The sequence below is a fragment of the Rhodococcus sp. 105337 genome, assembly GCF_012844225.1.
In the GTDB taxonomy this organism is placed as follows: domain Bacteria; phylum Actinomycetota; class Actinomycetes; order Mycobacteriales; family Mycobacteriaceae; genus Rhodococcus.
Map to the genome: position 1 here is coordinate 125,236 of NZ_JABAGQ010000005.1, position 16,827 is coordinate 142,062.

At 67.4% G+C, this 16,827-nt stretch carries 15 protein-coding genes; 9 read left to right on the top strand and 6 right to left on the bottom strand.

Annotated elements, in window-relative coordinates:
* Positions 1–22 precede the first annotated feature (22 nt).
* On the bottom strand, positions 23–772 hold the full coding sequence (locus HF886_RS10610) for a GntR family transcriptional regulator (RefSeq protein WP_169652271.1): 750 nt from the start codon (positions 770–772) through the stop codon (positions 23–25).
* 170 nt (positions 773–942) lie between these two features.
* Between HF886_RS10610 and rraA the strand changes: the two genes are divergently transcribed.
* Positions 943–1,437: a ribonuclease E activity regulator RraA gene (gene rraA / locus HF886_RS10615; protein ID WP_169620837.1), complete on the top strand. Its 495-nt coding sequence runs from the start codon at positions 943–945 to the stop codon at positions 1,435–1,437.
* Between the two features lie 13 nt (positions 1,438–1,450).
* Here the strand turns inward: rraA and HF886_RS10620 are convergent, their stop codons facing one another.
* Positions 1,451–1,675, bottom strand: a complete 225-nt coding sequence (locus tag HF886_RS10620; protein WP_169652272.1) for an RNA-binding S4 domain-containing protein — start codon at positions 1,673–1,675, stop codon at positions 1,451–1,453.
* A gap of 28 nt (positions 1,676–1,703) precedes the next feature.
* Here HF886_RS10620 and HF886_RS10625 point away from each other — a divergent pair, with 28 nt between their 5' ends.
* The 3 genes from HF886_RS10625 to HF886_RS10635 all read left to right on the top strand — a co-directional run bounded on the left by HF886_RS10625 (position 1,704) and on the right by HF886_RS10635 (position 6,174).
* Positions 1,704–3,089: a deoxyribodipyrimidine photo-lyase gene (locus HF886_RS10625; protein WP_169652273.1), complete on the top strand. Its 1,386-nt coding sequence runs from the start codon at positions 1,704–1,706 to the stop codon at positions 3,087–3,089.
* A gap of 221 nt (positions 3,090–3,310) precedes the next feature.
* Positions 3,311–4,705 carry a TIGR01777 family oxidoreductase gene (locus HF886_RS10630; RefSeq protein ID WP_169652274.1) on the top strand — a complete coding sequence of 465 codons (1,395 nt, stop codon included), beginning with the start codon at positions 3,311–3,313 and terminating at the stop codon, positions 4,703–4,705.
* Entirely contained in the window at positions 4,702–6,174 is a 1,473-nt protein-coding gene (locus HF886_RS10635) for an SDR family oxidoreductase (protein WP_169652275.1), read from the top strand. The genes HF886_RS10630 and HF886_RS10635 overlap by 4 nt, the downstream gene beginning before the upstream one ends.
* Before the next feature lie 65 nt (positions 6,175–6,239).
* On the opposite strand, the gene HF886_RS10640 is transcribed toward HF886_RS10635, so the two are convergent.
* Positions 6,240–6,830, bottom strand: a complete 591-nt coding sequence (locus HF886_RS10640) for a lipocalin family protein (RefSeq protein ID WP_206038684.1) — start codon at positions 6,828–6,830, stop codon at positions 6,240–6,242.
* A 39-nt stretch (positions 6,831–6,869) separates the two neighbouring features.
* Positions 6,870–7,535, bottom strand: coding sequence for a fasciclin domain-containing protein (locus HF886_RS10645; protein ID WP_169620842.1), 666 nt, complete (start codon positions 7,533–7,535; stop codon positions 6,870–6,872).
* A 159-nt stretch (positions 7,536–7,694) separates the two neighbouring features.
* Between HF886_RS10645 and HF886_RS10650 the strand changes: the two genes are divergently transcribed.
* The 3 genes from HF886_RS10650 (at position 7,695) to HF886_RS10660 (ending at position 9,852) form a co-directional block, all read left to right on the top strand.
* The gene (locus HF886_RS10650) at positions 7,695–8,327 is read left to right on the top strand and encodes an alpha/beta fold hydrolase (protein ID WP_169620843.1); all 633 of its coding nucleotides are present in this window, start codon (positions 7,695–7,697) and stop codon (positions 8,325–8,327) included.
* 171 nt (positions 8,328–8,498) lie between these two features.
* Complete coding sequence (locus tag HF886_RS10655) at positions 8,499–9,080, top strand: sigma-70 family RNA polymerase sigma factor (RefSeq protein WP_169620844.1); 582 nt, start codon at positions 8,499–8,501, stop codon at positions 9,078–9,080.
* Complete coding sequence (locus HF886_RS10660) at positions 9,064–9,852, top strand: anti-sigma factor (RefSeq protein ID WP_169620845.1); 789 nt, start codon at positions 9,064–9,066, stop codon at positions 9,850–9,852. Before HF886_RS10655 ends, HF886_RS10660 begins: the two co-directional genes overlap by 17 nt.
* 7 nt (positions 9,853–9,859) lie before the next feature.
* Here HF886_RS10660 and HF886_RS10665 read toward each other — a convergent pair whose 3' ends face one another.
* Both HF886_RS10665 and HF886_RS10670 read right to left on the bottom strand, forming a co-directional pair.
* Entirely contained in the window at positions 9,860–10,669 is an 810-nt protein-coding gene (locus HF886_RS10665) for a putative protein N(5)-glutamine methyltransferase (protein WP_169652276.1), read from the bottom strand.
* A gap of 21 nt (positions 10,670–10,690) precedes the next feature.
* A complete protein-coding gene (locus HF886_RS10670) occupies positions 10,691–11,206 on the bottom strand; it encodes a MarR family transcriptional regulator (RefSeq protein ID WP_296550657.1) in 516 nt (171 codons plus the stop codon).
* 46 nt (positions 11,207–11,252) lie between these two features.
* On the opposite strand from HF886_RS10670, the gene HF886_RS10675 reads away from it, so the two are divergent.
* Together HF886_RS10675 and lysX are read left to right on the top strand one after the other, a co-directional pair.
* Positions 11,253–13,385, top strand: coding sequence for an efflux RND transporter permease subunit (locus HF886_RS10675; protein WP_169652277.1), 2,133 nt, complete (start codon positions 11,253–11,255; stop codon positions 13,383–13,385).
* Positions 13,386–13,563: 178 nt separating this feature from the next.
* Positions 13,564–16,821, top strand: coding sequence for a bifunctional lysylphosphatidylglycerol synthetase/lysine--tRNA ligase LysX (gene lysX, locus HF886_RS10680; RefSeq protein ID WP_346765351.1), 3,258 nt, complete (start codon positions 13,564–13,566; stop codon positions 16,819–16,821).
* Positions 16,822–16,827 lie beyond the last annotated feature (6 nt).

Genomic DNA, 16,827 nt, shown 5'->3' on the forward strand with positions numbered 1-16,827 from the left:
CTCGGCTCCACCGTGCGCCGGCCTACGACAGCACTTCCACCAGCGTGGTCTCGCTGTCGCCGGTCATGTACTTCTCGACCTTGTCGAGATGGTGACGCCAGAAGGCCTGTGCCCGGCCGGGTTCGCCCGCGCGCAGTAGTGCGACGAGTTTGCGGCTCGCGCGCAGCGCGACGGCCGCGCCGGGCCGGTCCGGCTCGGCGCGAGAGGAAATGTACAGGGCGGCATGAGCATCCATGATGTCGAGGAGCATGCCGGCCAGCGTGTTCAGCGTCTCGTTGCCGCCGAGTTCCATGACCGTGCGATGCACCTCGGTGTTCGCCTTCGCGAACGCGTGTGGATCGTCCAGGAAGGCTTCTCCCCGGTCGACCACGGCGGCGAGTTCGTCGATCCGCCCGTCGGGATCGGCCGCGATCAAACCCACCGCCGCGACCTCGAGTTCGGTGCGGGCGCGGTAGACGTCGGCCAGGGGGACGCCGCGGTATTGCAGCAGCAGGCCGGCATAGCGGGCTGCGGTGGACCTGTCGGGCGCCTGCACGCGGGCGCCCCCGTGGGCCCCGCGCAGAACGGTGATGATGCCTTCCGACTCGAGTATCCGGAACGCTTCACGCAATGTCGGGCGCGAGACGCCGAACCGCTCCATGAGCGCGGCCTCGTTGGGAAGCGGCTCCCCGGCTTCGAGTTCTCCGGTGATGATCTGGCGGCGAAGATTCGCCGCGATCAGTTCCCCGGCCTTGGGCACACGCACGATCGTCGAACGTCCGTCGAGTGGCATGTCCCCGTCCTGTTCTCCCGGTCGGTCGTTCACCCGGCATAAGTGAACCTTTGTGAAGGATACAAGGATCTAACGCTTTGGCCTGCGAAGAGATTAATCATCGATCTGATTGCGGCGATCTCGGTCCCCGCCGTCCGGACGGCCCGCCGCCGTCCCTTTATCCTCAGCACATGAGCGAAGCCACTGCCCACGCATTCACCGCAACCGCCGACCTCGCCGACGAGATCGGTCCGGACATCCGTAGCTGCGACACCCAGTTCATCCAGTTCGGTGGCCGCAGCGAGTTCGCGGGCCCCGTCACGACGATCAAATGCTTCCAGGACAACCTGCTCGTCAAGCAGACCCTGTCCGAGCCCGGCAACGGCGGCGTGCTCGTCGTCGACGGTGGCGGCAGCATCCACACCGCGCTCGTCGGCGACATCATCGCCGGCCGCGGGGTCGACAACGGCTGGGCCGGCGTGATCGTCAACGGTGCTGTCCGGGACTCCGCGATCCTGCGCACGCTCGACATCGGGGTCAAGGCACTCGGCACCAATCCCCGTAAGAGCACTCAGACAGGGTCCGGCGAGAAGAACGTGCCGGTCGAGATCGGCGGCGTGACGTTCAACCCCGGCGAGATCGTCTACAGCGACCACGACGGCGTCGTCGTGCGCGCGGAGAACTGACTCGATACGCAGGTCAGGTGTCGCGCACGACCCGCGCGCTCATCCCGCCGATCTCGACCACATCACCGACCTGGAGCTGACGGCCTCGTCTCACGTCGACTTCACCGTTGACGGAGACCAGGCCGTCGGCGATGACCTCCTTGGCCTCGGCACCCGATTCGATCAGGCTCGCCAGCTTGAGGAACTGGCCGAGTCTGATCGACTCGTCACGGATCGGTACTTCGAAGACATCGGACATGCCAGCCATTGTCCAGCACACTGGTTCGATGAGCCGTCCCGCCATCGTCTGGTTCCGACGCGACCTCCGGCTGCGCGATCTTCCCGCCGTCCTTTCCGCTACCGACATCGCGCAGCAGGGCGTGGCGTTGTTCGTTCTCGACGACGCCCTGCTCGGTCCGTCCGGGCCGCGCCGGCGTGCCTTCCTCATGGCGTGCCTGCGTGCTCTCGACGACGATCTGTCCGGCCGCCTCCTCGTGGTGCGAGGTGATCCGGCAGAGGCCGTGCCTGCGGTCGCCCGCGCCTTCGACGCGTCCGAGGTTCACATCAGCGCCGATTTCGGCCCGTACGGGGCACGGCGCGATGCGCACGTTGCCGAGGCGCTCGAGGGTGTGGCACTGGTGTCCACCGGATCGCCGTACGCGGTGTCGCCGGGGCGCATCACGAAACCCGACGGCACGCCGTACAAGGTGTTCTCCGCGTACCGGCGTGCCTGGCTCGAACACGACGTGCGGCCACCCGCAGCGACCGACGCCGGGACCATCGACTGGATCGACCCGGCGGGCACGCCGGGCCGCACAGCGATCCCCGACGCCGGCGACATCGCGCTTCCTCCGGCCGGGGAACGGGCCGCCCTCACCCGCTGGCGAGAATTCCTCGCCGACGATCTCGAGCGGTATGCGACCGACCGGGACCACCCCGGTGCCGACGGCACGAGCAGGTTGTCGGCCCACCTCAAGTTCGGGTGCATTCATCCCCGCACCCTGTTGCACGACCTGCGCGACCGCTCCGGCGCCGGGGCCACCACGTTCCGCAGCGAACTCGCGTGGCGCGACTTCTACGCCGATGTGCTGCACCACCGTCCCGACACTGCGCGGCGGAACTACAACGAGACGTTCGACGCGATCCGATACGACACCGGCCCCGACGCCGACGCGCTGTTCACCGCGTGGTGCGAAGGGCGGACCGGGTTTCCGATCGTCGACGCCGGTATGCGCCAGCTTCTGGCGGAAGGCTTCGTCCCCAACCGGGTCCGGATGATTGTCGCGTCGTTCCTGACCAAGGATCTGCACATTCCGTGGTGGCGGGGGGCACGGCACTTCATGACGCACCTCGTGGACGGCGATCTCGCCTCGAATCAGCACAATTGGCAATGGACCGCGGGGAGCGGAACGGACGCCGCGCCGTACTTCCGGATATTCAATCCGACGGCGCAAGGCGAAAAATTCGATTCCGAGGGTGATTACGTCCGATGCTGGGTACCCGAACTCCGGAGTGTCGTGGGCAGCCGGGTGCACACGCTGCCGGACGGCCCGCCTGAGGGATATCCCGCGCCCCTGGTGGACCACGCTCACGAACGCCGGGTGGCGCTCGAACGGTACGGGGAAATTCGATCGACGAATCGACCCATCCACCGGTCGGGTCGCGCCGAATGAGAAACAGGCGGACCGTCCGCCTCCGACAATAAGGAGACACCGTGCTGCGAGATTTCGTCGAGACTGCATTCCTGGCCATCCATACCCCGCTGGTCGAGGGCTACCTGTTCCTCCTCAGCGTGCTTCCAGCCTGACCGGAATGCGGCGCCGGGAGTGCCGGCGCCGCACACCGGATCCCGACAATCACGGCGCCACAGCGGCGAATCCAACCCGGAGGAAACATGGGCATCGAGTACAGCAGTATCGTCGACGCCCCCCGTGACGACGTGTTCGCCTGGCATGCCCGCCCCGGCGCCGTTCATCGACTGATTCCACCCTGGCAGCCGATGAGCGTGGTGTCCGAAGCCGATTCGCTCGCCGACGGACGTGCCGTCCTCGGCCTCCCCGGCGGCCTGCGCTGGATCTCCGACCACCAGCCCGACGGTTACGATCCCCCTCACCGTTTCGTCGATGCGCTCGGCCGTGACGGGTTGACGTCGCTGCCGCCGAACCTGATCCGGTCGTGGCGGCACGAGCACCGGTTCGACGTCGTGGACGAATTCCGGACCCGCGTGACAGACAAAGTGGACACACCGGTCCCGGAACGCGTTCTGACCCAGACATTTCGGTACAGGCACCGCCAGCTCGCCGACGATCTCGCCAGCCACCGCCGGGCGCACACAGAGGGAGTGTGTCCCCGCACGGTCGCGGTGACCGGCGCACACGGCGTGGTGGGCAGCGCATTGACCGCTTTCCTGAGCGCCGGCGGCTACCGGGTGGTGCGCCTGGTGCGCCGGCCCGTTCACGGACTCCGGGAAAAGCAACTGGATCAGGAAAGGCAGTGGGATCCGATCGATCCCGCGCCCGATCTGCTCGAAGGCGTCGACGCCGTCATCCATCTGGCGGGCGCCTCGATCGCCGGACGCTTCACCGAGGCGCACAAGGCAGCCGTCCGCGACAGCCGGGTCGCGCCGACCTGGCGACTCGCCGAACTCGCCGCCGGCACCAGCAACGGGCCGGCGACATTCGTGTGTGCGTCCGCCATCGGTTTCTACGGATACGACAGGGGCGATGCGCCTCTGGACGAACACTCTTCGCGCGGAGCGGGTTTCCTTGCCGACGTGGTCTCCGAGTGGGAATCCTCGACGCAGCCCGCGGAGAAGGGTGGTGTGCGAGTGGTCCAGGTTCGGACCGGGATCGTGCAGACTCCGCGCGGCGGCACCCTGCAACTGATGCGGCCGCTCTTCTCCGCCGGCCTCGGCGGCAGACTGGGCAACGGCCGGCAATGGTTGTCCTGGATCGATATCGACGATCTGCTCGACATCTATCACCGTGCGCTGACGGATCCGTCCGTTTCGGGACCGGTGAATGCGGTGGCTCCGCAACCGGTCCGCAACGAGGAGTACACGCGGACGCTGGCGAGCGTGCTCCATCGTCCCGCGTTGCTGCCCGTCCCCGGTCTCGGTCCACGACTGCTGCTGGGAGACGAGGGCGCACGCGAGGTCGCCGGCGCGAGTCAGTTCGTCGTTCCCAAAACGCTCCTCGACATCGGGCATCGATTCCGCAGACCCGACCTCGAGTCGTCGCTGAGGCACCAGCTCGGCCACATCCTGAACGGGAAGTGGCGGGCGCGATGACCGCCGGCCGTGTCCTCGTCACCGGTGCCACCGGATACATCGGCGGACGGCTCGCGCCGCGACTGCTCGAAGCCGGTTATCGGGTACGGGTACTCGCGCGCAGTCCGGACAAACTACGGGACGTGCCGTGGGCCGACGATGTGGAGATCGTGCGCGGTGATCTCACCGACCCCGCGTCTCTCCGCGAGGCGTGCCGGGACGTGGATGTCCTGTACTACCTGGTCCATTCGATGGGGGGCCGAGACGAATTCGTCGAAGCCGAGCGGCGGGCTGCGGAGAACGTGGCGGCCGTTGCGCGCGAGTCCGGGGTGTCGCGCCTGGTCTACCTCGGAGGTCTGCATCCCGAATCCGGGCAATTGTCACCACATCTGAGCTCTCGCGCCCAGGTGGGACGGATCCTCCTCGAATCAGGTGTTCCCACCCTGGTACTCCAGGCAGGCGTCGTGATCGGGTCGGGGTCGGCGTCGTTCGAGATGATCCGGCACCTGAGCAACCGCCTACCGGTGATGACCACACCGCGCTGGGTGAACAACCGCATCCAGCCGATCGCCGTGCGCGACGTTCTGCACTATCTCGTCGCCGCCGCCGACGCACCCCTTCCCCGCAGCGGGACCTACGACATCGGCGGTCCCGACGTGCTGCGGTACGGCGAGATGATGCAACAGTATTCCGAGGTGGCAGGCCTGGTGCGGCGACGCATCGTCGTACTTCCCGTACTGACCCCACGACTCGCCGGTCTGTGGATAGGGCTCGTCACTCCGATCCCGCCGGGACTCGGCCGGGCACTCATCGAATCGCTGGGTTCCGACGCGGTGATGCGTAATCACGACATCGACGCCGTGATCCCTCCCCCGTCCGGCGGACTCACCGGATATCGCGAAGCGGTGCGTCTCGCACTGAGCCGGCTCGAACACGGTGAAGTCGAAACAAGCTGGTCGAGCGCGTCCCCCGTGGGCGCACCCGCAGATCCGTTGCCGTCCGACCCGGACTGGGCGGGCGAGGTCGTCTATATCGACGAACGCTCCGTCGAATCGGACACGTCGGCGGACCGGGTATTCGCGGTGGTCGAGAGCATCGGCGGCGAAAACGGCTGGTACTCGTTCCCGCTCGCGTGGACTGTGCGCGGGTGGCTCGACCGGTTCTCCGGAGGTGTCGGCCTCACCCGAGGGCGCCGCGATCCGAAAAAATTGCACACCGGCGATGCACTCGATTTCTGGCGGGTCGAACGTATCGAGCGCCCCGAACTCCTCCGATTGCGCGCCGAGATGCGGGCACCCGGTGGCGCATGGCTGGAATGGCGGGTCGAACGACTCGCGGCCGACCGCACCCGACTCACGCAACGAGCGATCTTCTTTCCCAAAGGTATTGCCGGGCGACTGTATTGGTACTCGCTGTTGCCGTTCCACGGCATCATCTTCCGCGGCATGCTCGAGAACATTGCGGGCACGGCGTCACGATCGGGTTCCTGACCGGATTCGCGACCGGAAAGGAGGGCCTGCCTTCACGGCAAGCCCTCCTCCCTCCCCGACCGGTACTAGACGGTGCAGAGCGGTCTGATCTCCTGCATCCCCTCGGTCGTCGGCGACGTCAGCATCAGGCACGCGTTGTACCCGCTGTTTTCGACGACGCGCCGGATCTCCTGCCATGCAGCAGGATCGACTACCGGAGAACGCGACAGCACGAACCCGGACAGGCGTGTCGAATCACCGACGAACGCCCACGAGTAGTCGTCTGCCAGGTAGGTGACGATGTAGTTGGTCGGCCCGTCCAGTGAATCCTGGGACGGTACTCCGGGGAACGACACATGCAGCTGCGCAGTGTCGTTCACCCGTGCATTTCCGACGATGCCGCGACGCTCACCGGTCACCGTGGTGCACGAATTCTCCACTCGGACGTTACGTTCGTCGAGCAACGTGTAGTTCGCCGTGGTGTCGCGCACGCAGTCGATGTTGAACGGCGCCGGATTGGCAGCGAGCTGATACCACTGTCCGACATACCTGTTCACGTCCAACTGCGGGACGGGTGTGAGCGGCGCGGCCTGAGCCGGCGCCGCAAGAACAGCCGCACCCGCGGCGGCGATGAACGCCGCCGCGAGTCCCCGAACGCTGCTTCGGATTTTCCGCATCGATACCTGACCTTCCCGAGGGTGAGTTGGAGAGAGCACTTACTGCGGGGTCAGGACGCCGTCGATCAGGTAGACCACGCCGTTCTCGGTCTCGATGCCGCCGCAGATCACGTTGGCGCCGTTGACCGTCCACATATCCTCGGAACCGGCTACCTCGACAGTCCCACCCTGCACGGTGGTCTGGGTGCCCGCGACGTCGTCGATGGTGAGCTCACCCGGAACCACGTGGTAGGTCAGGATGTCCGTCAGCATCCCCGAGTCGGTCTGCAGCGTTTCGATCGTGGCGGGGTCGAGAGCCGCGAACGCTTCGTCGACCGGTGCGAAGACGGTGAATTCGCCGCCGTCGAGCGTTTCGACGAGATTGACATCGGGGTTGAGCTGGCCGCTGACCGCCTGTGTCAGCGTGGTGAGGATCGGTACGTTACCCGCGGCCTCGGTGATCGTCTGCGTCGAGAGTTCTTCGACGGACGAGGGACCGGTCGGATTCGCCTCGACGTAGGCGGCGCAACCGGGGCCGACGGGACCCGCTGCCGCAGCCTGCGCCGAGGTGCTTTCCGTGGTCTCCATTGCCGAACCGGTGGTCGTGGTCGCTGCCGAGGTGTCCGACGCAGTGTCGGAATCGTCGGACGTACAGGCCGCGACACCGAACGCGGACATCGCACCGATTCCGATGACCGCCAGGCTCTTACGTGTAGCGATGTTCATAGCTGAAATTCCCTTCGTAAGCCGTGGCCTGGACGACCACGCCGATCGATGTGTCAGGGGTCATTCGCTACCAGTGTGAAGGCGGATGGGTCGGGGCGTGGAGTTTTTCCTTCGACGCCCCGGACCAATCCGGGATGCGTGCTGCAACGAACGACATTCATGGAGATTCTTCCGGGCCGTTCACGGGCCCACGTGCTGGTGCTTCCGGGCGGCAGGCCTGTCGGTACCGAGGCGCCGCGCCCGTGGCATGCGTCCGAGCTCCGGATGACGGCGTTCACCCACACGCTGGGCTCACGCCTGCGTCCGCATCACATCACCGTGGAGCAGGTGCGTTACCGCTACAGAGGATGGAACGGCACGCATATGAGTCCGGTCCGCGATGCCCTGGAAGCGCTCGACCGCGCCACCCGGCGGGGCCACACCCGGATCGGGCTCGTGGGCCACTCGATGGGCGGGCGGGTCGCCGCGCACCTGGCCTCCCAGGGCGGGGTGGAATCCGTCGTGGCCCTGGCACCGTGGTGGCCCGAAAACGACTCCGAGCACATACCCATCGGCCGTCATCTGCTCGTCGCACACGGCACCGAAGACCATGAGACGGACCCGCGAGCCACGCAGAGTCAGACGATGGCCGCCCGCGACCGCGGAGTGAACGCGCGCTGGCGTCCCTTGCCCGGAGCCGGACATTTGCTACTCACAGACCCCGGCTGGTGGGCCAGAACGACCGCAGATTTTCTGGTGTGCACTCTCACCAGCGAGCCGTTGACCTCACCTGGAGACGATCATGCTTCCTGACACCCCACGGTCCGCTCCTCTGCCCGGCGGTGGAATTGCGGTGCCGGCCGCCGCCGGCGCCGCGGTCCGGCGCTCCCGTATTTCGCGGCGGTGACGGCGGTGCTGTACTCCGATGTCTTGAGCCGCCGGTTTCGCCCGGCTAGGCTTTCGTTCGATGAGCGGACTGAGCCGATGACCGGCGTCGGTAGAGACACCGACACCCTGGGGGCGCTACTCACGCGCGTCGCCGCACAGGATCAGGCCGCGTTCGCCGAACTCTACGACGCCACACGGGCACGGGTGTTCGGCATGGTCCTGCGAGTCCTGCGCGATCCCGGCTACAGCGAGGAGACGACGCAGGAGGTCTACCTCCAGGTGTGGCGCTCGGCCGGCAGCTTCGATACGAGCCAGGGATCCGCACTGTCGTGGATCATCACGCTCGCGCATCGGCGGGCCGTCGATCGCGTACGCAGCGAGCAGTCCGGCGCCGACCGGGAGTCGCGCTACGGCTCGGCGACGGTGGACTCCGCCTTCGACTCCGTGAGCGAAGAGGTCACCCAGCGTGACGATCGCCGGCGTGTCACCGACTGCCTGGGCTCGCTCACCGATCTCCAACGCAGATCCGTCGAGCTGGCCTATTACGGCGGATACACGTATCGGGAAGTGGCCGAAGAACTTTCATCGACGCTACCCACCGTCAAGTCGCGGATCCGCGACGGACTACTCCGATTGAAGACCTGTTTGGGGGTGAATTCTGATGGCGCTCGACGATGATCGGGACCTGCTCGACATGGCGCCCGTGATCGCCCTCGACGCACTCGCACCCGACGAGCGGGACGAGGTAACGGCACGGCTGGACGACGCCGCGCCCGAAACGGTCGAGCGTTTCACCACCGACCTCCGGGACGCCCGGGAGACACTCGCCCAGATGTCCGCGGCCACCGCGACCGAGCCGCCCGCCGGATTACGGGGCCGGGTGCTCGCACTCGTCGCCGCGGAGAGCGCCACCGACCGTCCCGCCGAGCACGGCGGCGCGGAGAACTCCGGCCCGGACATCGGGAATTCGTCCACCGACGTCATCTCGCTCGACGAACGACGCCGGCAGAGCAGGCGGCGGAACTTCCTGCTCGCCGCGGCCGTAGCCGTGGTCGTGGCGCTCGGCGGTGTCGTCGTCGCGAACCAGTGGACCCAGACGACCGACAGCCCCCTCGCCGAGCGGGTGCTTGCCGCCGAAGACGTCCGCACCACCACCGGCACGCTCGAGGGCGGCGGCGTGGTGACGGTCGTCTTCTCCGAGGACGCCGGCGCCGGCGTGCTCGTGATGAACAACGTGGCACCACCCGCCGACGGCACCGTCTACCAGATGTGGCTGATCGGGCCGGACGGACCGGAGTCCGCGGGCACGATGACCCCGGCGGACGTGGCACCGTCCACGACCGCGCTGCTCGAGGACATCTCGGGCGCCACCGCCCTGGGATTCAGTGTGGAACCCGCCGGTGGATCCACCGCGCCGACGTCGATATTCGCCGAACTGCCACTGGGTTGACGCGATGTCACCTACGGTCCGCGACGACGACCGTGGCGTCCGACTCGTCCGAGAAGAGCACTCGCGGGCGGTACCCCGCCTGCGTCAGCATCTTTTCCGCGGCGGGAGCCTGAGTCGCTGCGATCTCGATCAACAGATGCCCTCCGGGTGCCAGCCAGCGCCCTGCCTCGGCGGCGAGTCGCCGATGGATGTCGAGCCCGTCCTCGCCCCCGTCGAGCGCGACACGCGGTTCGAAGCACCGCGCCTCACGCGGCATCGACTCGAGTGCTCCCGACGGGACATAGGGGGCATTCGCGACGAGCACGTCGACGCGTCCGAGCAGGGAGCCGGGCAAGGACGCGCACAGATCACCCTCGAGCACCCGCTCGCCGGGCAGATTGAGCCGCGCGCACCGCACGGCGACAGGATCGATGTCGGTCGCGTACACCTCGCACACGCCGAGCATCGCCGCGAGTGCGGACGCCACCGCACCGCAACCGCAGCACACGTCCACCACGACCGGGTTCGGGGGAGCCACCCGCGCGGCGCATCTCGCCAGGAATTCCGTACGACGGCGGGGGACGAATACCCCGGGCGACACCGCGACCCGCATGCCGCAGAACTGCACCCACCCGAGGAGATGCTCGAGAGGCGCTCCGGCAATTCGTCTCGCGACGAGAACATCCAGTTCCCGCTCGGAGGTTGCGGCGTCGGTGAGCAGGCGCGCTTCGTCTTCGGCGAACACACATCCGCCCCGGCGCAGCGCCGCGACGACGGCGGGCGAGGGCACCTGCTGCGGCGAGTTCGGCTGCGGCGGTATCGGCTGTTCGAAAGCCATGGTGAACCCTATCGCGCGGCGTCAACCGGTTTCCGTGGATGGATCGTCGGCGACGGGGGTACTCCCGGTCGTGTGAGCAGAGCTGCCCCGGTGCGCGCGGACGAGTTCGACGAGCAGGCGGCGCAACGTCTCCGGATCGGAGACCGACAGCGGAGACGCGGTGTTGTCGCCGACAGCGGCGTTGTCGTCTCGCTCGAGTTCGAGCACCCGGCGGTATTCGGCAGCGCCGGCGGCCGTGATCCGCACACGCATCCGACGCTCGTCGGCGGGATCGACGGAGCGGGAAGCGAATCCGCCACGCACGAGATGATCGACGGTGCGGCTCATCGTCTGGTCCGTCACGCGACACGCCCGCGCCATTTCTCGTTGGGACATCGGTTGCGCCGCAATCGAATGCAGCGCGATAACCCCGGCATGGGTGAGCCCCCGCTTGCGAAGCTGCTGCTCCCACGCCTGTTCGACGAGGCGGGCAGCGGTGGAGAGCAACCGCCCGGTGGGCCACGCCTCGAGATCGTCGGGTCCCGCATCGTTCAGCACGCTGAATAATCTAGTATTCGGATATTCGCTCACGCCAGGAGGAATCTTGAGCACTGCAACCGCACCACCGCGAAAGACCGGTCGCTGGAGGTGGCTGCTCCCCGCCCTCCTCCTCATCGCGTGGCTCGTAGCCGCGGGCGGAGGCGGGCCGTTCGCCGGCAAGCTCAGCGAAGTCGCGTCCACCGACGCCAGTTCGTTCCTCCCGGCCTCCGCCGAGTCCACCCGGGCCGACGAGCTCTATGCGCAGTTCAACAGCAGCGAGTTCATCCCGGCGATCGTGGTCGCCGAACGCGACGGTGCGATCACCCCCGAAGACATCGAGTTCATCGCGTCCGAATCGGCCGGTCCGCCACCGATCCCGTCCGAGGACGGCAGCGCGGTGCAGATGATCGTCCCGATCGATGCCTCCGGGGAGGTAGGGGACGCCGTCGAGGAACTGCGCACGGCACTGGAGAACGCCCCTGAGGGGTTGACCGTCCACGTGACGGGACCGGCCGGCCAGGCCGCCGACCTGTCGTCGGCCTTCGGGGGCATCGACGGTCTGTTGCTGCTCGTCGCCGGCGGCGTCGTCCTCGTCATCCTCGTGGTGGTCTACCGCAGTCCGATCCTGCCGTTCGTCGTCATCATCTCGGCGGTGTTCGCACTGGCCCTCGCGAGCCTGGTGGTGTACCAGCTCGCCAACGCCGACATCATCGCGCTCAACGGCCAGAGCCAGGGCATCATGTTCATCCTGGTGTTCGGCGCCGCCACCGACTACGCATTGCTCCTCGTATCCCGATACCGCGAAGAACTCCGGATGGAGCAGGACAAGTACACCGCGATGCGCGCGGCGCTCCGTGGGTCGATCGAACCGATCGCCGCGTCCGCGGGCACCGTCATCCTCGGCGTCCTGTGCCTGCTGCTCTCCGACCTGAACTCCAACCGCGGCCTCGGTCCGGTCGCGGCGATCGGTATCGCCGCGTCCTTCCTCGCCTCCGTCACCTTCCTGCCCGCCGCACTCGTTCTGCTCGGCCGGACCGCGTTCTGGCCCACCCGGCCCAAGTACGAACCCGGCACGGACCAGGACGACATCGACAGCGGACACCGCTTCTGGGGCCGTGTCGCCCGATGGGTCGGCTCCAAGCCCCGCCCCATCTGGATCGTGTGCACGCTCGTGCTCGTCGCGTTCGGCATCCTCGCTCCCCAGTTCAAGGCCAGCGGGGTCGCGTCCTCCGACGTGTTCCTCCTCCAGACCGACTCGAAGTCCGGCCAGGAGGTCTTGGGTGAGCACTTCGACGCCGGCACCGGATCGCCCACGATCGTCGTCGCGCGTGAATCCTCGCTGGACGCAATCGTCGACGCCACGGCCGGGGTCGAAGGTGTCACGGAGGCCCGGCCCGTCACCGGACCGGGCGACGTACCTGTCGTCATCGACGGACTCGTCGCGGTTCAGGCCACGTTGTCGGATCCCGCCGACTCGCTCGCCGCAGAACAGACCGTCGAAAGAATCCGCGATGTGACCCACGCCGTGCCGGAGGCGGATGCGCTGGTCGGTGGTCCCACCGCCGTCGACCTCGACACCAAGGACACTGCCACCCGGGACCGGACCCTCATCATTCCGGTCGTGACCCTGGTAGTGCTGCTGGTGCTCATCGTGCTGCTGCGCGCCGTCGTCGCGCCGATCCTGCTGATGCTCACCGTGATCCTGTCGTTCGCGGCCACACTCGGCGTGTCGTCGCTGTTGTTCAATCACGTATTCGGTTTCCCCGGTGCGGATCCGGTGGTGCCGTTGTTCGGCTTCGTGTTCCTCGTGGCCTTGGGTATCGACTACAACATCTTCCTGATGACCCGAGTCCGAGAGGAGACCAAGAAGGTCGGTACCCGGCAGGGCGTGTTGCGCGCACTGACCGTCACCGGCGGCGTCATCACCTCGGCGGGCGTCGTTCTGGCCGCGACGTTCTCGGCGCTCGCTGTGATCCCGTTGCTGTTCCTCGCACAACTGGCGTTCATCGTCGCGTTCGGTGTGTTGCTCGACGCCCTGCTGGTGCGCGCGCTCCTCGTGCCCGCGCTGTCCATCGACATCGGCAAGAAGATCTGGTGGCCGAGTGCGCTGTCCCGGACCGAGCCCGACGAACACGCCGCGACCGACGACGACACGCCCGGAGTGACCCCCACAACCGAATCCGGACGAATTCGATAGGGATGCACTCCAAGTGACCGCGCTCCCGCCGGTCACTCGGAGGGTTCCCGGCGCCGTGCACCGGCCGTAGCGTTACGGTCGGTGCATGTCTGCGGATCCCATAGCGCCGCCCTCGTCGTCGCCGTCACCGTCGCCCTCGGCGGCCCGGGAACGGCGTACCCCGGAGCCCCACCCGTCGCTGTCGGCACGCCTGAGCAGTCACCTCACCGCCGTTCCGCACATCGCCGGGCTGATCCTCGGCGTGTACGCGATCGCGATGGCCGCGTGGTCGATTTCGCCCACCCTCCGGTTTCTGATCCGCACGCCGCGCGAATACATCGACGAGTACTACTTCGACGCCCCCGACACGAGTCTCGCGCTCGCACTGGTCGTCGGACTGCTCGCCGGAGCAGTCGCAGGGCGTAAACGCATCGCGTGGTGGATTCTCACGATCTACCTCGGCGGCTTCACGATCACCAATCTCGTGTCCGCGATCGTCGAGAGCGACGCCACGCACCTGGTGGCCCTCGTTGTGCATCTCGCGGTGGTAGCCGTCCTGCTCCTCGCGTACCCGGAGTTCTACACCCGGGTCCGGCGCGGCGCGGTCTGGACGTCGGTGGGTGTGCTCGCCGGCGGACTGGTCGCCGGCACCCTCGCCGGATGGGGTCTGGTCGAACTCTTTCCCGGCACCCTGCCGCCCGCCGACCGCTTCCTGTGGGCACTGAACCGTGTCACCGCGCTGGGATTCATCGACAACGACCAGTTCGCGGGTCGCCCGCACGGATTCGTCAACACGACCCTCGGTCTGCTCGGCGCACTGGCTGTGCTCGCCGCCGTCGTGGTGCTGTTCCGGTCCCAGCGCTCCACCAACGCCCTCACCGGACCCGACGAATCGGCGATCCGAGGGCTCCTGTCCCAGAGCGACGACTCGCTCGGCTATTTCGCGACGCGGCGCGACAAGGGGGTCGAATTCGCGCCGAGCGGCAAAGCTGCGGTGACCTACCGGGTCGAACTCGGAGTCTGTCTCGCGAGCGGCGATCCCATCGGGAATCCGGAAGCCTGGCCGCACGCGATCGACGAATGGCTCGACCTGGCACGCGCCTACGGCTGGACACCCGCTGTGCTCGGCGCCGGCAGGGAAGGGGCGACGGCGTATCACCGTGCGGGACTGAACGTTCTGGAACTGGGAGACGAGGCAGTGCTGTCCACGGACAGTTTCACTCTCGCGGGTCGTGAGATGCGTCCCGTCCGCCAAGCCGTCAATCGGGCGCGGAAACACGGTGCGACAGTGCGCATCACCCGCCACCGGGATCTGTCTCCGATCGAGATGTCCGCGGTCGCTCAGCGCGCCGACGCGTGGCGTGACACCGAATCCGAGCGTGGGTTCTCCATGGCCCTCGGGCGCCTCGGCGATCCGATCGACGGCGACTGCCTGCTCGTCGAGGCAGTGGTCGACGGGTCGGCCGTCGCGATGCTGTCGCTGGTCCCGTGGGGCTCCGACGGAGTCTCCCTCGATCTGATGCGGCGCGATCCGCACGCCCCCAACGGCATCGTCGAGTTGATGGTGTCCGAACTGTGCTCCCAGGCACCGGAATTCGGGATCCATCGTGTGTCCCTCAACTTCGCGGTGTTCCGCTCCGCATTCGAAGAGGGTTCACGCCTCGGAGCCGGGCCGATCATGCGAATGTGGCGGTCGATCCTGCTGTTCTTCTCGCGGTGGTGGCAACTCGAGTCGCTGTATCGCTCCAACGTGAAATACCGGCCCGAGTGGGTACCGCGGTATCTGTGCTTCCGCGAGACACGGGAGATCCCGCGGGTCGCGCTCGCCGCAGCCGTTGCCGAAGGATTCCTCACCCTGCCGAGCTTCGGCCGTCGTACCACGCGCACCCACACCGGCACCCATTCGTCGTTCCCCCACAACGTCGACTCGGCAGAAGCACTGCACGACGACGGAAGCGCACCCGACTCGGCGCCGGGCGACACCGACACCGTGGACGCCCGCAGCGATACCCGTCCGGAACAGGACCGGGTGCGGAGGGCGACCCTCGAACGCATCATCGAGCACGGGGTGGACCCGTATCCCGTCGCGATCCCCCCGACGCACACCGCCGCCGAAGCACGTAACGCCCTCACCGGCACGCGTGTCGTCGTCGCCGGACGGCTGATGCGCATCCGGGATTTCGGTGAGGTGCTGTTCGCGGTTCTCCGCGATTGGTCCGGTGACATCCAGATTCTCGTCGACAGCCAACGCGTTGCCGGACAGCGCTTCCTGTTCGATCTGGGTGACCTCGTGGAGGTGACCGGCCGAATGGGACGCAGCCGGAGCGGGGAGATCTCGGTGCTCGCCGACTCGTGGCGGATCGACGGCAAGTGCCTGCACCCCCTACCCGGCAAGTGGCACGGGCTCACCGATCCCGAAACCAAAGTGCGGCAGCGTTACCTCGACCTCGCGGTCGACACCGGGGCGCGAGAACATCTCGCCGGCCGAAGTGCGGTCGTGCGGTCGCTGCGCGAGGAACTCCAGTCCCGCGGATACCTCGAGGTCGAGACCCCGATCCTGCAGGCGGTGCACGGCGGCGCCAACGCGGCGCCGTTCGTCACGCACATCAATGCCTACGACACCGACCTCTACCTCCGGATCGCCCCCGAGTTGTACCTCAAGCGACTGTGTGTCGCGGGCATGCCGAAGGTGTTCGAGATCGGACGCGTCTTCCGCAACGAGGGTGCCGACTTCACACACAATCCCGAGTTCACAATCCTCGAAGCCTATGAAGCACACAGTGATTACGAGAATATGCGGGTCGTCGCCCGCGAACTGATCCAGGCCGCCGCGCGTGCGGCACACGGCCGCGAGGTCGTCCTGCGCCCGAATCCGGACGGCACATCGACCGAGATCGACATCTCGGGAGAGTGGCCCGTCACGACGTTCCACGATGCCCTCTCCGAAGCACTCGGCACGTTCGTCGATGCACAAACGCCCGCCGACGTACTGCGACGCCTCTGCGACGAGCACCGGATCGCCTACAACCCGTCGTGGGACGCGGGCGCAACCGCGCAGGAGATGTACGAGCACCTCGTCGAGGCCCGCACCGAATTCCCGACGTTCTACACCGACTTCCCGTCGTCGGTGTCACCCCTGACCCGGCCCCACCCCCGTACACCGGGTGTCGCCGCGAAGTGGGATCTGGTGGCCTGGGGAGTCGAACTCGGCACGGCCTACAGCGAACTCACCGACCCGGTCGACCAGCGTGCCCGTCTCACCCGGCAGTCGCTCCTCGCCGCAGGCGGCGACGAAGAGGCGATGCAACTCGACGAGGACTTCCTGGAAGCGCTCGAATACGCGATGCCGCCTACCGGCGGACTGGGTATGGGTGTCGACCGGATCGTCATGCTTGTCCTCGGCGGCAGCATCCGCGAGTCGCTGGCGTTCCCGTTCGCGAGGCCGCGCCGGTCCTGACAGGCG

Excerpts from the sequence above, each read along its gene's own strand:
- HF886_RS10620 (WP_169652272.1), bottom strand. The coding sequence starts at position 1,675 with ATGTCCGATGTCTTCGAAGTACCGATCCGTGACGAGTCGATCAGACTC.
- HF886_RS10660 (WP_169620845.1), top strand. The coding sequence starts at position 9,064 with ATGGCGCTCGACGATGATCGGGACCTGCTCGACATGGCGCCCGTGATC.
- HF886_RS10650 (WP_169620843.1), top strand. The coding sequence starts at position 7,695 with ATGGAGATTCTTCCGGGCCGTTCACGGGCCCACGTGCTGGTGCTTCCG.
- HF886_RS10645 (WP_169620842.1), bottom strand. The coding sequence starts at position 7,535 with ATGAACATCGCTACACGTAAGAGCCTGGCGGTCATCGGAATCGGTGCG.
- rraA (WP_169620837.1), top strand. The coding sequence starts at position 943 with ATGAGCGAAGCCACTGCCCACGCATTCACCGCAACCGCCGACCTCGCC.
- HF886_RS10640 (WP_206038684.1), bottom strand. The coding sequence starts at position 6,830 with ATGCGGAAAATCCGAAGCAGCGTTCGGGGACTCGCGGCGGCGTTCATC.
- HF886_RS10635 (WP_169652275.1), top strand. The coding sequence starts at position 4,702 with ATGACCGCCGGCCGTGTCCTCGTCACCGGTGCCACCGGATACATCGGC.
- HF886_RS10655 (WP_169620844.1), top strand. The coding sequence starts at position 8,499 with ATGACCGGCGTCGGTAGAGACACCGACACCCTGGGGGCGCTACTCACG.
- HF886_RS10630 (WP_169652274.1), top strand. The coding sequence starts at position 3,311 with ATGGGCATCGAGTACAGCAGTATCGTCGACGCCCCCCGTGACGACGTG.
- HF886_RS10610 (WP_169652271.1), bottom strand. The coding sequence starts at position 772 with ATGCCACTCGACGGACGTTCGACGATCGTGCGTGTGCCCAAGGCCGGG.
- HF886_RS10665 (WP_169652276.1), bottom strand. The coding sequence starts at position 10,669 with ATGGCTTTCGAACAGCCGATACCGCCGCAGCCGAACTCGCCGCAGCAG.
- HF886_RS10625 (WP_169652273.1), top strand. The coding sequence starts at position 1,704 with ATGAGCCGTCCCGCCATCGTCTGGTTCCGACGCGACCTCCGGCTGCGC.